Origin of the sequence: Oceanobacillus profundus (assembly GCF_003515705.1) — a bacterium.
GTDB classification, from domain to species: domain Bacteria; phylum Bacillota; class Bacilli; order Bacillales; family Amphibacillaceae; genus Oceanobacillus; species Oceanobacillus profundus.
Genome location: NZ_QWEH01000015.1, coordinates 86,465 through 103,446 on the forward strand (window position 1 = coordinate 86,465; position 16,982 = coordinate 103,446).

The 16,982-nt window shown below is 37.5% G+C and carries 15 protein-coding genes; 14 read left to right on the forward strand and 1 reads right to left on the reverse strand.

Translation table 11 applies throughout. The features are described 5' to 3' along the window. Positions 1–73: 73 nt before the first annotated feature. The 10 genes from D1B32_RS18175 to uxaC all read left to right on the forward strand — a co-directional run bounded on the left by D1B32_RS18175 (position 74) and on the right by uxaC (position 12,137). Positions 74–1,093, forward strand: coding sequence for a zinc-binding alcohol dehydrogenase family protein (locus tag D1B32_RS18175; RefSeq protein WP_095313444.1), 1,020 nt, complete (start codon positions 74–76; stop codon positions 1,091–1,093). Between the two features lie 461 nt (positions 1,094–1,554). Further along, positions 1,555–2,901: a gluconate:H+ symporter gene (locus D1B32_RS18180; RefSeq protein ID WP_095313439.1), complete on the forward strand. Its 1,347-nt coding sequence runs from the start codon at positions 1,555–1,557 to the stop codon at positions 2,899–2,901. Between the two features lie 292 nt (positions 2,902–3,193). After that, positions 3,194–4,006, forward strand: a complete 813-nt coding sequence (locus D1B32_RS18185) for an AraC family transcriptional regulator (protein ID WP_158586291.1) — start codon at positions 3,194–3,196, stop codon at positions 4,004–4,006. 201 nt (positions 4,007–4,207) lie between these two features. Continuing rightward, positions 4,208–5,371, forward strand: coding sequence for a Gfo/Idh/MocA family protein (locus D1B32_RS18190; RefSeq protein WP_095313435.1), 1,164 nt, complete (start codon positions 4,208–4,210; stop codon positions 5,369–5,371). A 9-nt stretch (positions 5,372–5,380) separates the two neighbouring features. Further along, positions 5,381–6,565: a dihydrodipicolinate synthase family protein gene (locus D1B32_RS18195; protein WP_118890062.1), complete on the forward strand. Its 1,185-nt coding sequence runs from the start codon at positions 5,381–5,383 to the stop codon at positions 6,563–6,565. 20 nt (positions 6,566–6,585) lie between these two features. Then, the gene (locus tag D1B32_RS18200) at positions 6,586–7,410 is read left to right on the forward strand and encodes a sugar phosphate isomerase/epimerase family protein (RefSeq protein WP_118890063.1); all 825 of its coding nucleotides are present in this window, start codon (positions 6,586–6,588) and stop codon (positions 7,408–7,410) included. Between the two features lie 181 nt (positions 7,411–7,591). Continuing rightward, positions 7,592–8,608 (forward strand): TRAP transporter substrate-binding protein, encoded by a 1,017-nt coding sequence (locus tag D1B32_RS18205; protein ID WP_095313429.1) that lies wholly within the window; start codon positions 7,592–7,594, stop codon positions 8,606–8,608. 55 nt (positions 8,609–8,663) lie between these two features. Further along, positions 8,664–9,185, forward strand: coding sequence for a TRAP transporter small permease (locus D1B32_RS18210; protein WP_187393176.1), 522 nt, complete (start codon positions 8,664–8,666; stop codon positions 9,183–9,185). Next, the gene (locus D1B32_RS18215) at positions 9,182–10,438 is read left to right on the forward strand and encodes a TRAP transporter large permease (protein WP_118890064.1); all 1,257 of its coding nucleotides are present in this window, start codon (positions 9,182–9,184) and stop codon (positions 10,436–10,438) included. Before D1B32_RS18210 ends, D1B32_RS18215 begins: the two co-directional genes overlap by 4 nt. A 298-nt stretch (positions 10,439–10,736) precedes the next feature. After that, positions 10,737–12,137 carry a glucuronate isomerase gene (gene uxaC, locus D1B32_RS18220; RefSeq protein ID WP_118890065.1) on the forward strand — a complete coding sequence of 467 codons (1,401 nt, stop codon included), beginning with the start codon at positions 10,737–10,739 and terminating at the stop codon, positions 12,135–12,137. A gap of 182 nt (positions 12,138–12,319) precedes the next feature. Here the strand turns inward: uxaC and D1B32_RS18225 are convergent, their stop codons facing one another. Further along, positions 12,320–12,568, reverse strand: coding sequence for an FIMAH domain-containing protein (locus tag D1B32_RS18225; RefSeq protein ID WP_118890066.1), 249 nt, complete (start codon positions 12,566–12,568; stop codon positions 12,320–12,322). 229 nt (positions 12,569–12,797) lie between these two features. Here D1B32_RS18225 and D1B32_RS18230 point away from each other — a divergent pair, with 229 nt between their 5' ends. The 4 genes from D1B32_RS18230 to D1B32_RS18245 all read left to right on the forward strand — a co-directional run bounded on the left by D1B32_RS18230 (position 12,798) and on the right by D1B32_RS18245 (position 16,954). Beyond that, positions 12,798–14,162 (forward strand): hypothetical protein, encoded by a 1,365-nt coding sequence (locus D1B32_RS18230; protein ID WP_118890067.1) that lies wholly within the window; start codon positions 12,798–12,800, stop codon positions 14,160–14,162. Between the two features lie 194 nt (positions 14,163–14,356). Beyond that, positions 14,357–14,668, forward strand: a complete 312-nt coding sequence (locus D1B32_RS18235; protein WP_118890068.1) for a TRAP transporter large permease subunit — start codon at positions 14,357–14,359, stop codon at positions 14,666–14,668. 265 nt (positions 14,669–14,933) lie between these two features. Then, complete coding sequence (locus D1B32_RS18240) at positions 14,934–15,794, forward strand: helix-turn-helix transcriptional regulator (protein WP_118890069.1); 861 nt, start codon at positions 14,934–14,936, stop codon at positions 15,792–15,794. Then, positions 15,794–16,954 (forward strand): Gfo/Idh/MocA family protein, encoded by a 1,161-nt coding sequence (locus tag D1B32_RS18245; RefSeq protein ID WP_187393175.1) that lies wholly within the window; start codon positions 15,794–15,796, stop codon positions 16,952–16,954. Before D1B32_RS18240 ends, D1B32_RS18245 begins: the two co-directional genes overlap by 1 nt. Positions 16,955–16,982 lie beyond the last annotated feature (28 nt).

The following is a 16,982-nucleotide window of genomic DNA, read 5'->3' on the forward strand; positions in this document are numbered from 1 at the left end:
AAATTCACGCTAATGTGATAATATATAATTTTTTGATTGTTGCATTTAAATAAGTGATTTCAGAGGTGAAATAATGAAAGCGATTAGAATACCTGAACCGCATATTATTGAGGTTTTGGATATTCCAGTACCAGAGCTTGAAAAGGAAAACGAAGTGAAAGTAAAAATTAAGCGAGTAGGAATTTGTGGCTCGGACATGCATATTTACCACGGTACAAATCCACTTGCAACGTACCCAAGAATTGTTGGACATGAAGTGACAGGGGAAATAGTCGAAGTTGGTTCAGGGGTTTCTAAAGTATCGATTGGAGATCATGTTGTTATTGAACCAATTACCTACTGTGGGGAATGCTATGCATGTAAAAACGGTAGACCAAATGTCTGTAAAGAAGTTTCTGTATTTGGTGTCCATGAAGATGGTGGAATGAGAGAATTTGTAGTTCTAGAAGACAAACAAGTTCATAAAGTAGATTCCGAGATTGAATGGGATGAAGCTGTAATGGCTGAGCCTTATACAATTGGTGCTCAAGCTACATGGAGAGGAAACGTAGGGGAAGGTCAAACTGTATTTATTCAAGGAGCAGGACCTATTGGAATAACGGTTCTAAAATTGGCCAAGCTTCGTGGGGCAACCGTTATTATTTCAGATTTTACAAACGAACGCTTAGTGTTTGCGAAAGAAAATGGAGCAGATTATACGATTAACCCATCTGAGGTTGATGTAAGCGGTCAAATAAATGAAATTACAAATGGTGAAGGTGCCAATGTTGTCATTGATGCAGTAGGTGTGCCGCAAACATTCGAATTAGCTGTTGAAGTAGCATCTCCTGCAGGTAATGTTGTTACGTTAGGTTTCAATGCAACTCCTTCATCAATTGCAATGATGCACATCACGAAAAAGGAACTGACAATCACTGGTTCAAGGCTACAAACAAATCAGTTTGGGAAAGTGGTAGAGCTGATTAATTCTAAGAAGTTAACGCATAATGGTCTTGTGACACATCGTTTCCATGTGGATCAAGTAAAAGAGGCATTTGAATTTGTTGAGAAAAACCCAGACAAAGTGAGAAAAGCGGTTATTGAGTTTGAATGACTAGATAAATAAGAACAAAAGCGCAAGCGCCCGGTTAGCGACGTACGGACTGCGCCCCGAACTTTGGGGTGGTTCGACCTGTCGAACATTCCTACGTAGGAGATAAAGGAAACATGCCCCTTTAGGGGTATGCCGATGTTAGGCGTAGCCTGGTTTTAGTCGGCCATCCTTTTACCTGGAGTCGATGTTGACTTTCACCGCCAGGGTATAAGTGCGACTAAGCCTCTGGCACAGCCAATCGGCAAGTCTTCTTTATCGTGTCATGAGGTGAGGGAAGTCTCGCTAGTCGTTGGGCGCTTCGTGGACTTGGCTGCTCCGGCATCTAAGTTATACACAGCATTCAAATTTTATAGTTTCCAAGGCTATAACAAAGGATTTAGATGTTTGCCAAATCCTCATACAGCCTTGAATGAAAACGGTTCATTACACATCTAAGTAAAGACATAAGGGGAGAGAAAGTTATGCCATTACTAATTGTTGCATTAGGTATTGTTGTATTACTCATTTTAATTATGAAGTTTAATTTGAATACATTTATTTCATTAGTTGTTGTGTCCTTCTTAATTGCATTGGCACTAGGTATGCCAGTTGATCAAATCGTTAAAACGATTGAAGCTGGAATGGGAGGTACACTGGGTGGTATTGCATTAGTATTCGGTCTCGGAGCAATCCTTGGAAAATTGATTGCAGATGCAGGCGGTGCCCAGCGTATCGCAATGACATTAATTGATAAATTTGGAGAGAAACGAATTCAATGGGCTGTTGTAGCAGCTGGATTTATTCTTGGTATTGCACTGTTTTTCGAAGTAGGCCTAGTATTATTAATTCCAATTGTTTATCAGATTTCCAAACAAATTAATAAATCATTCCTTTGGTTAGGATTGCCAATGACGACGGCTTTATCTGTTACACATGCGTTCCTGCCGCCGCATCCAGGCCCGACGGTCATTGCCCAAGAATATGGTGCAAACGTAGGGATGGTATTGGTTTATGGATTTATCATTGCTATCCCGACGGTTATTATTGCGGGTCCGCTATTTACAAAAATCGCAAGAAAATACGCACCATCAGCATTTGAGAAAACGCCTACAGGCAGTATGGCTTCAATTGGTGATGCCAAACAATTTAAATTAGAAGATACACCAAGTTTTGGAATTAGTGCTTTCACAGCATTATTCCCTGTTATTCTGATGGCAATTTCAACCATTGTTTCGTTATTAAGGGAGCCAGAAACAGATAATGCTTTCTTTGATTTTGTTGCAATGGTAGGTGCGCCTACTACAGTTATGCTGATCTCTGTTTTGCTTGCTGTGTACACAATGGGTGTAGCAAGAAAGATTCCAATGAAAGACTTAATGAAGTCTGCCGAGAGCTCAATTGCAGCTATTGGTATGATGCTATTAATCCTTGGTGCTGGAGGCTCATTAAAGCAAGTATTAATTGATGGTGGTGTTGGCGATTATGTCGCACAGATCTTTGAAGGAAGTACAATTTCACCATTAATTCTAGCTTGGCTGATTGCTGCTTTAATTAGACTTGCACAAGGTTCTGCAACTGTTGCCGCATTAACAACCGCTGGTCTTGTTCTGCCCATGATGGTAGGCACAGATGTTAATGTAGAGTTAATGGTACTTGCAACTGGTGCAGGTAGTATTATTGCCTCTCACGTAAACGATACTGGATTCTGGATTGTAAAAGAATCCTTTGGTTTAACAATGAAAGAAACATTTGCAACGTGGACGGTGCTCGAGACACTGATTTCTGTTTGTGGTTTAGTGTTTGTACTGGCGCTGAGTTTGTTTGTATAAGAAGTTTTGGAAAGGCTTTGGGTTTATATCCCAAAGCCTTTTTTGTATTCGAAACAAATTGTTTTTAAAGGGATTTAATATCGAGTTTTTGTACCAGCGAAGGTTAGAGAGCTGAAATTAAATTAGTATTCTGGAAGGTATATTTCACCACTATTATCAAAATGAAACATTTAAAAATTGTTTGGAGATGAAGTTAGAGGTAATATGTTACATATTAATACTGTGATTGTTCATGTATGTGGAAACAATTGATTCTTTGGAATGAAGTAATAGACGGGCTGGGGGTGTTATGTTGGGAAATCAAAATATATTGAAAAACAGTATTAGGATTAGAGAAAATAAACATAAAGATAGAAATTTAGTTCAGAAACACTATCACCAGATACATCAAATTCTATACGTATTGGAAAATAGCGGAGAGATTATATTGAATGAGCAAGTTCATTCATTTACACAAGACAGTTTAGCATTTATTACTCCGTATTCTCCTCATTCCATTACCTCTGATACAAAAATGACGGTGCTTGTTCTTGAGTTTGAAATGGACGAGTTTGGAAACGACATGAAAATGCTGCTTCATCAACATTGTTTTGATGAAACAAGGTTAATCAACATGAATCTATTCACGTCAGGAAATGTTAGGCAGCTATTAAGAAGAATGCTTTACGAGCAATCACAGGGGAAAGTGATTAATCAAATGTCTATGAAGATTTGTTTATCTGAGTTATTACTTATTCTTCTTAGAAACAGAAAAGAACCAAGTATAACGAATGCAAATACTTTTCGCGCGGAGCGCTTGCGTAAATATATGGATACACATTATTTTGAAGTTACAAATGCTACAGAGTTATCTCAGAAAATTGGAATCAGTACCCGCCATGTCAATACTATTTTTAAAGAACAATATAACACTACTCCAATGAAATATTTGAATGAAGTACGTATGGAAGTGGCTAAAAAGTTACTGGTGGAGACAGATAATGATATTCCTTCCATTTGCTTTGAAATAGGTTTTGAATCACTTGCTACTTTCTATAGGAGATTTAAAGAATTCACTGGAGTCTCGCCAAAAAAATTTCGCTTAGAAAATAAGTACTCCGGTTAAAAGGGATTTTTTGAGAAACTATCAACCGAATAAATTGAATTTATGTAAGCACGTTTATCATTTGAACTGATTTAATCGCATTTCATAACGTGCTTATTTTTTATTTCCGAAAATGAGAATTAAATTCTTTGAATAATAAGACTTATCATAAAAATGATTGTATGATAGCGCTAAGAAATAAAATTATTCAGGAGGATAAATATGACTGTACATCAAATTGGGATAATAATGAACGGAGTAACAGGACGTATGGGTACAAATCAGCATTTAATTCGCTCAATTGTTGCGATACGTGAACAAGGGGGAATTGAGTTATCTAGTGGTGATAAGATTATGCCTGATCCGATTTTAGTTGGAAGACGTGCAAATCGTTTAGAAGAATTAGCAAAAATCCATCAATTATCACGTTGGACAACAAATTTCGATGAGGCATTATCTGATGATTATAATCAGATCTATTTTGATGCACAAACAACGGTAAGAAGGTCTGAAGCAATCCGCAAAGCAATTGCAGCAGGGAAACATATTTATTGTGAGAAACCAACTGCAACAAATTTTGAGGATGCGATTGAACTTGCTCAATTAGCAAGTGAAGCTGGAGTAAAAAATGGGGTTGTTCAAGATAAATTATATCTTCCAGGACTATTAAAATTAAAACGCCTAATTGATTCGGGATTCTTTGGGAAAATTCTTAGTGTTCGGATGGATTTTGGTTATTGGGTTTTTGAAGGGGACTGGCAAGAAGGTCAACGCCCATCTTGGAATTATCGAAAAGAAGATGGTGGTGGAATGATTGTCGATATGTATCCACATTGGAGTTATGTCATACAAGATCTTTTCGGGAAAATTGATTCCGTTTCCTGTCTTGGAGCTACTCATATTCCGGAACGCGTTGATGAAGGCGGTAACATATATACTGCAACAGCAGATGATGCAGCGTATGGGATGTTTGAACTGGAAAATGGTGTGATTGTTCAAGCGAATTCTTCCTGGGCAGTCCGTGTAAATCGTGACGATTTGTTTACGGTACAAGTGGATGGTATCGAAGGGAGCGCTGTGGCAGGTTTAAGAGATTGTAAAGTCCAGCATCGTGTTAACTCGCCAAAGCCAGTCTGGAATCCAGACATTCCAAATCCATTTGATTTCCAATCGCACTGGCAAGAGGTACCAGACAACAAAGTATTTGATAATGCCTTTAAAATTCAGTGGGAAATGTTTTTAAAACATGTTGTTGCAGATGAAACCTATACATTGGATTTATATAAAGGAGCAGAAGGGATTCAGCTTGCAGAAGCTGCACTGCAATCATGGAATGAACGTCGATGGGTTGCAGTACCGGGGGTTAAAAATAAGGTGAATGTGTAGGAGGTAGTGTTGGTGAATTCTATAAAATTGCCGAACAAAAACGGAGAGTTATATACGTATACACCACAAGATCCTGTTTCTGTTCATATACCAGAGGTCCCATTTAAAAGCCGTATTGTTTATTCGGCAGCGCATGTGGTTGCCAATCCGCTTGCAGATACAGACCCAATTCAAAACAGTAAAATTGATTGGGAAACAACTCTAAAATACCGCCACTATTTATGGTCTTTAGGTTTAGGCGTAGCCGAAGCAATGGATACTGCCCAACGCGGGATGGGGTTGTACTGGGAACATGCAAAAGAGTTAATAAGACAATCTGTAAAGGAAGCGAATTCTGTAAACGGATGGATCGCTTGTGGAGCTGGAACAGATCATTTGCTTCCACATCCAAGTTTAAAGCTAGAAGAAGTCGAAAGAGCCTACGCGGAGCAATGTGAATTTGTTGAGAAACAAGGTGGTCGTATTATCATGATGGCAAGCCGCGCCTTAGCTGCGTGTGCGAAGACTCCAGAAGATTATGAGCGCGTCTACCGAAATGTATTGAATGAGGTTTCCGAACCAGTCATCTTACATTGGCTTGGTGATATGTTTGATCCAGCATTAAAAGGTTATTGGGGTCATGAGGATGTCGATCAAGCGATGGATGTTTGTCTACAAGTGATTAAAGAGAACGAGAGTAAGATTGATGGAATTAAAATATCCCTACTGGATGATAAAAAGGAAATATTGATGAGGCGTCTTCTTCCTGATAGCGTCAAAATGTATACAGGGGATGACTTTAACTATCCTGACCTGATTAAAGGCGATGAACAAGGTTATTCTCACGCCCTACTAGGAATCTTTGATGCAATTGCGCCTGCAACAGCAAATGCAATGCACGCACTGGATGCGAATAATATCGAACAGTATGATGCAATTTTAGAGAAAACCGTTCCATTATCGCGCCATATTTTCCAAAAACCGACGTATGCCTATAAAACTGGTGTTGTGTTTATGGCATATTTGAATGGCCATCAATCCCATTTTCGTATGATTGGTGGAGCAGAGGGGCAACGTTCCATCATTCATTTGTCTGACTTATTCGTGATGGCAGATGATGCAGGATTATTAAAGGATCCAGAGCTAGCTGCGGAAAGAATGAAAATTGTCCTGGCTCAAGCGGGTATCATGCAACCATCCAAGCAATATATGTAACATAGTAGGAGGCGTAAGTAATGGCAGAAGACACATCCTTGTTAAAATACCTTAGTTTGAATCAAATTACAACGGAACAGTGGAACCTAAAGGAAGCAGCTATCGGCTGTGCACAAGCTGAAGTTCCATGGATATCAATATGGCGCCACAAATTAGAAGCACTCGGAATTGCAGAAAGTAAACGAATCATAAAGGGTACAGGTCTGAAGGTTTCAAGTCTATGCCGTGGTGGGATGTTTCCAGCAGCGACAGAGGAACAACGTCGGAAAAACCTAGATGATAATAAACGAGCAGTGGAAGAAGCCGCTGAACTTGGTACGGATGTGCTTGTACTGGTCTGTGGACCAGCACCTGATCGTAATATCGATTTATCTCGTCAGTGGGTAGAAGAAGGAATTGAACAACTTGTTCCATTTGCTGAATCCTGTGGTGTGAGACTGGGAATCGAGCCACTTCATCCGATGTATGCAGCTGATCGTTCCGTAATCGTGACACTTGGTCAAGCAAATAAAATAGCACAAGAATATTCACCCGATCAAGTTGGGGTTGTTGTCGATGTCTTTCATGTATGGTGGGACCCAGAACTATATAAACAGATTGCTCGTGCAAAGGAAAGGATTCTCGGTTTTCATGTATCGGATTGGAATGTGCCAATTACGGATACTTTTAAGGCCCGCCGAATGATGGGGGATGGGGTAATAGAAATTCGTCGTATAAGAAAAGCAGTTCAAGAAGCGGGCTATCATGGACCAATTGAGGTTGAAATCATGAATCAAGAACTATGGGATATGCCTGGGGAGGACGTACTTAAGCTTATGAAGAACAGTTTTGTAAAACATGTGTAAGGAAGGATGGAGAATAGTTTGATTCGCTATTCTCTTTCCTGCGTCCTTAAAGAATAATAGTGTTGACCTCGTATTAAAGGGCCTATTCATTTAAAAGTAAAGTAGTAGATTTGGTTTATTCGAAATGAATAAGACATTCCACTATTTGTAAGCGTTAACATTAGGACTGAGGAGGAGTTATATGAATGGTAAGAGAAAAGACATTATCGCTGGGGGTGCATTTTTAATATTGTTATTGATTGCTGTTGGTTTTGGTCATGATAATAAAGCTTTAAGTGAAGGTCATGGGAATTATACGATTAAGTTTGCACATGTTGTGACTCCCTCTGTAGCAAAAGGGAAAGCCGCAGAAAAATTTGCGGAAATGATTGAGGAAAGAACGGATGGTCAAATCAAAGTTGAAGTATATCCGGATTCACAACTAGGTAGTGATAGAGAAATAATCGAACATATACAAACAGGGACAGTACAAATGAATGCACCATTTACTGGTGTGCTGCCAACTTTTGTAAAAGAGTTTGAGATATTTGATTTACCTTTCTTATTTGAAAGTAGGGAAGAAGCTTATCAAGCTACTAATGGAGAATTAGGTGAAATATTAGGTGAAAAGCTAAAGTTGCAAGGTTTGCATTTACTTAATTTTTGGGATGGTGGTTTTAAACATCTTACAAATTCTGTACGGCCAATCGAAACACCGAAAGATATAAGCGGTTTAAAGATGAGAATATCACAAAGTCCTCTCCTAATAGCGCAATTCCAAGAAGTTAATGCTGGCGGTGTTTCTATAGATTTTTCCGAGTTATATACTGCCCTACAAACAAAAACGGTTGATGGACAAGAGAATCCGCTATCAAATGTTGTAAGTAAAAAGTTTTACGAGGTGCAAGATTACCTTACGTTAAGTGGACATGGATATATGGCATATCCTCTAGTAATTAGTAGCGATTTTTATAATAAACTCCCAGAAGATCTGCAAGTCGCTATAGATGAAGTCGCTCAAGAAGTTACCGATTGGCAATGGGAAGAAGCTTTAAAAGACGAGGAAGAGTACATGAAAGTGTTAAATGAGTCCAATATTCAAATAAATGAACTATCTTCAGAACAAAAGAAAGCATTCAGAGAGGCGATGTCTGGAGCCTATGATCAATTTAGTGAGATGGAAGGAAGTAACATATTGCTGAATATAATTGATAATTAATGATTTCACAACCTCAGCATGGTACTTTATTTTGTTTATAGAAGGTGGGATTTCTTTGGATAGAGTAAATAAAATTTTAAACCATATGGAAGAGTATTTTGCGGTGATTTCTCTTCTTATAGCTTCTTTACTTGTATTTATTCAAGTTGTTTTAAGATATGCTTTTAATAATTCTTTAGTGTGGTCTGAGGAAATTGCAAGGTATTTAATTATTTGGTTAGTTCTTATCGGTAGCAGTATTGCTGTGAGAGAGAAAGCACATGCAACTGTTGATGCAGTTGTAGCATTTTTACCACCATTACCAAAAAGGATTTTTTCCATTATTGCTAATCTGATGGGGATAGCCTTTTGTTTTATTCTTGTAAGATCTGGTACGATAACAGTTTCAAATGTAGTTGAATTCGGCAATGTTACTCCAGCCGTTGGAATTCCAATGGCAATCCCTTACTTATCACTTCCAATAGGCGGAGCCCTTATGCTTTACAGATTTATACAATTACTATTTGAGGATGTCGCAAGCCTAAATCAAATCAGAAAAGTGGAATCCTCGTCAGTAGAGGAGCGTGCAGAAAAATGATCATACTAATTTTTGCTATCTTGTTAATAATTGGCGCTCCTATAGCAATAGCAATTGGTTTATCTAGCTTTATTGCAATGATTCAAGAGGGAATGTCAATAGATGTATTTGCTAGAAATATCTTTTCGGGAATAGATTCTTTTACTTTAATGGCGATTCCATTTTTTATTTTTGCAGGAGATTTAATGTTAGTGGGCGGAACATCAAGGAGATTGGTTGACCTTGCAAAAAAACTAGTTGGATGGGTCACTGGAGGTTTGCCAATTGCTGGGGTTATATCTTCAATGTTCTTTGCATCGCTTTCTGGTTCAAGTCCAGCTACAGTTGCAGCAATTGGTGGTGTAATGATTCCCTCGTTGGGAGAATCAGGATATTCTCGTAAATTTTCCATCGGGTTAATGACTGCTGCGGGAACTCTAGGTATAATCATTCCGCCAAGTATAACTTTACTGGTATATGGTTCTTCTGCTGAAGTATCCATTAGTGATTTATTTATTGCAGGAATTATACCTGGTATATTTATTGGATTTGTTTTAGTTATTGTAAGTTTCATAATTGCAAAGAGAGAAGGTCATAAGCCAGAAGGTAAAGCTAGCTTACAAGAGTTATGGAGCTCTTTTAAATCAGCGATATGGGGTATCTTACTACCTGTAATTGTTTTAGGTGGTATCTATGTAGGTGTTTTTACACCTACGGAAGCAGCAGCCGTTGCGATTGTATATAGTTTGATAATTGGTTTCTTTGTCTATAAAGAAATGGACGTCAAAAAATTATTTGAAAGTACTAGAAAGTCTGTAGTCATTTCTTCAATGATTATGCTTGTAATTGCAGCGTCTAATGTATTTAGCTGGTACTTAACCTATGAGCAAATCCCTACAAAACTCGCATCTATTTTTCTTGAATATGCAAATACTCAAGTGATTTTTATACTAATGGTCATAATAATTCTGCTAATTGTAGGGATGTTTATGGACACAAGTGCAGCGGTTCTAATCTTTGTTCCTCTATTTCTACCGTTGGTTTACGAACTAGGAATAGATCCCATACATTTTGGTATCATTATGATCGTTACATTATCAATAGGAATGATTACCCCTCCGTTTGGATTAAACCTATTTGTGGCACAAGGGATAACTGGAGAGTCGCTTACACAGGTCATAAAAGGAGCGTTCCCATTTATCATTGTTTTAATTCTAACGGCAGTTGTAATTGCATTTATTCCACAGATATCATTACTTTTAGTTAATCTGTGAATCATTTTTAAATTAGTATAAATAACCGACCCCTCTTTGCAATGAATATTGCTCAACAAATGAGAAATATTCATTGTGAAGGGGGCTTTTGATTGCGCAGAAGCAAATCGAAACAAATTGGATATAGTGTCCATAGAAAATCAAGGTTTTATTTTACTTTACACTTGAAAAATAAAGCGGTTACATATAGTATTATAATATAGTCATGTTTGTTTGTTTATCAAACAAATTATAAAACGGAAACAGATCGAAGGTTCATGTTTTAATTAATATATAAAGAATGAGAGGTTGATTGAAAATGAAAACGTTTATAACAGATGATTTTTTACTTTATAATGAGACAGCACGTGAGCTTTTCCATAATACTGCAAAGCATTTACCAATTATTGACTATCATAATCACTTGAACCAGCATGAAATTCTGCAGGATAAAAACTATTCGAATTTAGCTCAAGTGTGGTTAGGCGGTGACCATTATAAATGGCGTGGTATGCGTGCTAATGGGATTGCTGAAGATTATATTACTGGAAATAAAAGTGACTATGAGAAATTTCTTGCATGGTCAAAAACAGTGCCTAACACATTAGGGAATCCTTTATACCACTGGACACATTTAGAACTGCTACGCTACTTTGACATTGATGTGCTGCTTAATGAAGATTGTGCGCCAGCAATATGGGAAGAAGCGAATGCCAAGCTTCAGGCGCCAGAGCTATCAACTAGATCTTTATTAAGGAACAAAAATGTTGAATTTGTAGGAACAACAGATGATCCAACAGACGATTTAGAAGCACATAAAGCACTTGCTAAAGATGATTTCTCTGTAACTGTATCACCATCATTCCGTCCAGATAAGGGCTTAACTATTGAAAATGATGACTTTTTACCTTGGGTGGAAAAGCTAGAAAAAGCTGCAAATATGTCGATTGATAACTATGGTGCCTTTTTAGATGCGCTTGCGAATCGTGTCGATTACTTTGACGAGCAAGGCTGCCGTAGTTCAGATCATGGAATTAATGTGATTTTTTATGAAAAGGCGACGAGGGATGATGTTGCATCCATTTTTGCAAAACGTTTAAAGGGTGAAACGTTGTCTGCGAAGGAAGTCGAGCAGTTTAAAACATACACACTAGTTGTTCTTGGCGAATTATATGCAGATAAGGGATGGGTCATGCAGCTGCATATCAATCCATTACGTAATAACAGCACAAGAATGTTTAAGCATGTAGGGCCCGATAGTGGGTTTGATTCAATCGGTGACAACCTTCTTGCTGATAAATTATCTAATTTGCTGGATGCAATGGATATTCAGAATAAGCTTCCAAAGACAGTATTATATAGCTTAAATTCACGTGATAATAATATTCTTGCTGCAATGGCAGGGAATTTCCAAACGGATGAGGTTCCTGGAAAGGTTCAATTTGGAACAGCATGGTGGTTTAATGACACAATCGATGGAATGGAAGATCAGATGAAGACATTAGCCAATATGGGATTGATTAGTAACTTTATCGGGATGTTGACAGACTCAAGAAGTTTTCTTTCCTTCCCTAGACATGAATATTTCCGCAGGATTTTATGTAACCTGTTAGGAACGTGGGTAGAAGAAGGAAAGGCTCCCAAAGATATGGTGTTGCTTGAAACGTATGTTAGAAATATTTGCTATGAGAATGCGAAACGATTTTTTAGGGTTGGATAGTCTATCTCTTAAGTATATATAAATTTATTAGAAGAAAAGTTTAAAAATTATCCTTTACGATTGAAGTAGCTATCTGTACTTCTATTGTAAAGGATTTTTTGTTATTTAATGGAATAAACAAAACTCGAATGGCATAAAGCACACTCGAGCTTAAATTGAACGTTAACGGTTTCCTTTATTCTCTATTTCCAGATTTCCAGCAATTCAGCAGCATAGGCATAAAGCTTTTCATACCCCTCTTTAGAGATAAAATCTTTATCATATTGCTGATGCAATTTTTTATTAAACTTTTTAACGTGCTGAACAACCTTTTTGGCATTTCCTTGATTTTCGAATTTTACTACCGGGTTTAATTGTGCCTGGAGGGAACGAGCAGCCCCATGATTCGCGAATTCTCCAGCTTCTGCTAGACGGTTAATTTCTTCGATCAATAGTGAAGCGCCTACATACGATAGCCCAAATCCTAAAGCGTAGTCATCACCAACCTATAAAATAGAATTAATTGAGTATCTTCAATTCTAATTGATTGTATTTTTAATGAATAATCTTGAAATTGCTTGCGCTTACATATATGATAGATTTGTTTGATGTATAAACTAATAAATTGTTACTCAATTGAATTGACAATTGCTCAGAGGTGAGTAACGAAGGGAGGACATAATGAAACACCATCCAGTCTTTAGCTATTTATATATCTTCTATTCCAGTGTATTTATCATACATATCGTTAATGTGTTTATCGAAAGTGATTCCCTTAATTACATCGTCGGAATATTCGCTTTAATGATGGTAGCAATATCATTCATCGGTGCATCTAATCTATTTAGAATACTTGGAGCGGCATTTATTTTAGTTGGGGGTATTGCTTTTTTAACATCAAATCACTCACTGCTAGAGATTCCTAGCTTGCTTACATCGAACATGTCACTTCTAACTCTCTTAGCAATGCTGCCATGGATGAACAGTGTTGTAAGAAGTGGCCGGTTTGATCGAAGTTTGAACAATCTACTAAACGTAAATGTTTCTGATTTGGGTAAGCTCTATCCACGTGGATCAATTACAACCCTCACCTTAGCAGCTTTCTTAAATTTATCAGCCGCAAATATTTCACAAGATGTGTTAAAAGATAACTTACGCTCCTTGAATAAAAAGGTAAGAAATTCATTTGTTGGCACCGCGACACTTAGAGGTTATACATTAGCACTATTATGGAGTCCGCTAGAGATCTTATTAGCTGTATCGATTTTCACCACGGGTGCTGATTATGTTTCGTTATTGCCTTGGCTTCTGTTGATTGCAGGTATTACATTTCTACTTGATTCATTTTGGGGACGTTATCATTATAAGAAGTATTCCTATGACAATCCTGCGTCAGAAACGATAAGTATGAAAGAGATAGCAAAAAAAATTATTCATTTAATGTTTGCTCTTGTTGTATTTCTAACGCTTGTGATTACGTTAGGAAATCTATTTAATATAGATTTTATTTTTACAGTGACAATTATTATTTTTCCTTTTGCGTTTATATGGGCTCAACTTATGAAAAGAGGACGCAGTTTTTGGATAATAGGGTGGAATACATGGAAGCAGAAGACAAATGCAATGCAAAATTTTGTTGTTTTATTTATTACCTTGGCGTTCTTTGCGAATAGTATTAGTGGCACATCGTTTTTAGAGTTTATTCAGCAGCCGGTTTTAGCTATTATCGATTATCCATTTCTTATTTTTATTGTAATTCAGCTCATTTTTATTTTTATGAGTATGTTTGGGGTACATCCAATTGCGACGATTGGAATATTAAGTGGAGTGATTGCTACTTTGCTTGAAACAATGAATCCTACCAGTCTTGCGATTGTTTTAACAACAAGCGCAGTTTCTACATTAACGGTCGGCTCTTATGGACTTGTTGTTCAGTTAACCTCGATGAACATTGGACAGAATCCGTACCGAATTACATTAAATAATATGCCATATGCGCTTATGTTTGGCGGGATAGGGTCAATAGTTGCATACCTGCTTTTGTAGTAAATGAAGCAGATAGTACAGGATAAATGTACTATCTGCTTTCTACTACCTAATAATCATAAAACTTAAACGGGAAACTGAAATATCACATTATTTTGTGTATAAAAAACCTTGAAAATAAAAAACGTTTTCATTTATAATGAGATTAGCATTTAGTTTGTTTGGCTAACAAATAATATTTAGGTGGGAATTAAATGAAAAAGAAAGCGTTGACATTAATCTCGGTTTTGTTGTTTGTAGCTATGATATTAGCGGCATGTGGAGGATCGAGCGCTGGAATGGATCCCGTTCATTTTGGTGTTGTATTAATATTAGCCTTAGGTATTGGACTAGTTACACCACCAGTTGGTTCGGTGCTTTTCGTTGGTTCTGCTATTGGTCGAATATCGATAGAGAAGTCAGCAAAGGCCATGTTACCTTTCTATGGTGTTATGTTTCTCGTGCTATTATTAGTTGCGTATATACCAGAGTTTTCGTTGTTCTTGCCAAATTTATTTGGACAATAAGAAGGCTAGCTTAGACACCACAAATCATCGTTTACACGGATGGTTTGTGGTGTTTTTTGGTAAGTCTTTTTCAATCTTTAAGTTCTGACATGAAAAATAGATATTATTGGCTACTTACAGCCCCTTTTTGTTACGCTATTATCTAAAATAATTTTTAAAAAAGCACTCTCAGTCAATTTTTGATAAATAACAGACAGTTTAGGCTAATGCTATTATTATATAATTCATATAAAATTAATTTAGACCTCTGAAAGGAGTGGTCTGTTTGAACCAATCAATGATAGCGTTTTATCGAATGCGAGGTACGAATGAGCCATTTGACTACCACGCCCACGAAGAATATGAAATCTACTTCTTTCACGCTGGTACATGCCGTTATCTGATTCATAACCAAATATATGACTTGGAACCGGGGGATATTCTAATCATGGATGGGATGACATTGCATAAACCAAATGTCCACCCAAATAGTGAGTATATTCGTAGTGCTGTTCATTTTTCACCAAAATGGGTGAAGTCTGTACTTGAGGAATTAGGAGCGATGTATTTATTAGAAGCATTTCAACGGCTGCACCACTGCTTAATTCGAACGAAGGAAAATGAAGAATCAAAGGCATTAGAGAAGCTTATTCAACAGCTCTCTGAATTAAGCCAGGTAACGAATCGCCAGGAGCTTCATCTAGAAACGGAGCTGAAAGTACTCTTACTCCAAGTGCTAATCAGTGTATATAATTTAGGCCAAAAGGATTCCAAGAAGCTAATCGACAAAAAGTCGGAAAAAGCGGAGCATGTTGAAAACATTTTGAAATATATTCAAGCGCATTATATGGAAATATTAACAGTTGGCTCGATTGCTGAGGCATTGAATTTAAGTAAGTCCTATGTTTCTCATTTATTCAGAGAAATGACGGGGTTTACAGTAATGGAGTATGTGATGGCATCCCGATTGACGCAGGTGAAGTATTTACTGGAGATGGAACCAAAAAAGAGTATAAAGGAAATTGCATTTGAAAGTGGTTTTGAAAGCGCTTCGCATTTTAGTCGTTATTTTCGTGAACACGTAGGCATGACAGCGGGCGAATTCCGTCGCAAACGTCTAAAAATATATAGTGAGGAGAATGGATAATGGAAAAAGTAAGATTAGGCATTATTGGCTTAGGTGCACAAGGTGGGGCTTATGCAGGGTTTATTACTGAAGGAAGAGTACCGAATATGGTAGTTGGGGCAATTTGTGACATAGATCCTGATAAAAAAGCGTTGGCACAAGAGAAGTATCCAGATGTTCCTTTTTACGATAATTACATTGATATGTTGGAGAGTGGAGATGTAGACGCAGTTGTTACGTGTGTTCCACATTACCTCCATCCAGAAATGGGGATTGAATCACTAAAAAGAGATGTTCATGCATTGGTAGAAAAGCCAGCAGGTGTTTATACAAAGCAAGTGAAGGAACTAAATGACTTTGCTGCAACAAAGCCAGAGCTTACATTTGGCATCATGTTTAATCAACGAACTAATAAATTGTATCAAAAGGTTAAAGAAGTTATAGATAATGGGGAAATTGGAAATATCCGCCGTACGAATTGGATTATTACGACTTGGTGGCGTCCACAAGGATATTATGATCAAAGCGCATGGAGAGCAACATGGGAAGGTGAAGGTGGAGGAGTTCTTGTGAACCAAGCACCACATCAATTGGACTTGCTTCAGTGGATTGCTGGTATGCCAAAGAAAGTTTACTCCAATGTAAAATATGGCTACCAAAGAGATATTGCTGTAGAAGATGAGGTAACAGCTTTACTTGACTATGGAAATGGTGCTACAGGTACATTTATCACATGTACACATGACATCATGGGTACAGACCGTTTTGAAATCCATGGCGATAAAGGGAAAATTGTTGTTGACGATAGTGAAACCGTTACAATTAAACGCTTGAAAACTCCTGAGTCTGAGATGAGTGCAACAATGGATATGCAGGACGTAATGCGAATTTTCATGGGTGCTGGTCCTGGAGAGATTTATGATGAAGAAGTAATAAAGTTTGAAAGTGTATGGGGAGAACAGCATACTTCAGTAATGGAGAACTTCGCAGCCAACATCCTTGAAGGAACACCATTACTTGCTCCTGGTAGCGATGGAATCAATGGTGTTGCACTAGCAAATGCGATTCACTTATCTAGCTGGTTAGGGAAAGAAGTAGAGTTACCAGTTGACGAAGACGAATACTTTGCTGCGTTAACGAAGAAAATCGAAGAAGAAAAGAAGAGCCCTATCCCAAAATAAGGAGATAGGATCGCTTATAGATAGAAAA

Bases quoted from the DNA above. Each gene is read 5' to 3' on its own strand.
- D1B32_RS18190 (WP_095313435.1), top strand. From the start codon at position 4,208: ATGACTGTACATCAAATTGGGATAATAATGAACGGAGTAACAGGACGT.
- D1B32_RS18200 (WP_118890063.1), top strand. From the start codon at position 6,586: ATGGCAGAAGACACATCCTTGTTAAAATACCTTAGTTTGAATCAAATT.
- D1B32_RS18230 (WP_118890067.1), top strand. From the start codon at position 12,798: ATGAAACACCATCCAGTCTTTAGCTATTTATATATCTTCTATTCCAGT.
- D1B32_RS18235 (WP_118890068.1), top strand. From the start codon at position 14,357: ATGAAAAAGAAAGCGTTGACATTAATCTCGGTTTTGTTGTTTGTAGCT.
- D1B32_RS18175 (WP_095313444.1), top strand. From the start codon at position 74: ATGAAAGCGATTAGAATACCTGAACCGCATATTATTGAGGTTTTGGAT.
- D1B32_RS18205 (WP_095313429.1), top strand. From the start codon at position 7,592: ATGAATGGTAAGAGAAAAGACATTATCGCTGGGGGTGCATTTTTAATA.
- D1B32_RS18180 (WP_095313439.1), top strand. From the start codon at position 1,555: ATGCCATTACTAATTGTTGCATTAGGTATTGTTGTATTACTCATTTTA.
- uxaC (WP_118890065.1), top strand. From the start codon at position 10,737: ATGAAAACGTTTATAACAGATGATTTTTTACTTTATAATGAGACAGCA.
- D1B32_RS18215 (WP_118890064.1), top strand. From the start codon at position 9,182: ATGATCATACTAATTTTTGCTATCTTGTTAATAATTGGCGCTCCTATA.
- D1B32_RS18245 (WP_187393175.1), top strand. From the start codon at position 15,794: ATGGAAAAAGTAAGATTAGGCATTATTGGCTTAGGTGCACAAGGTGGG.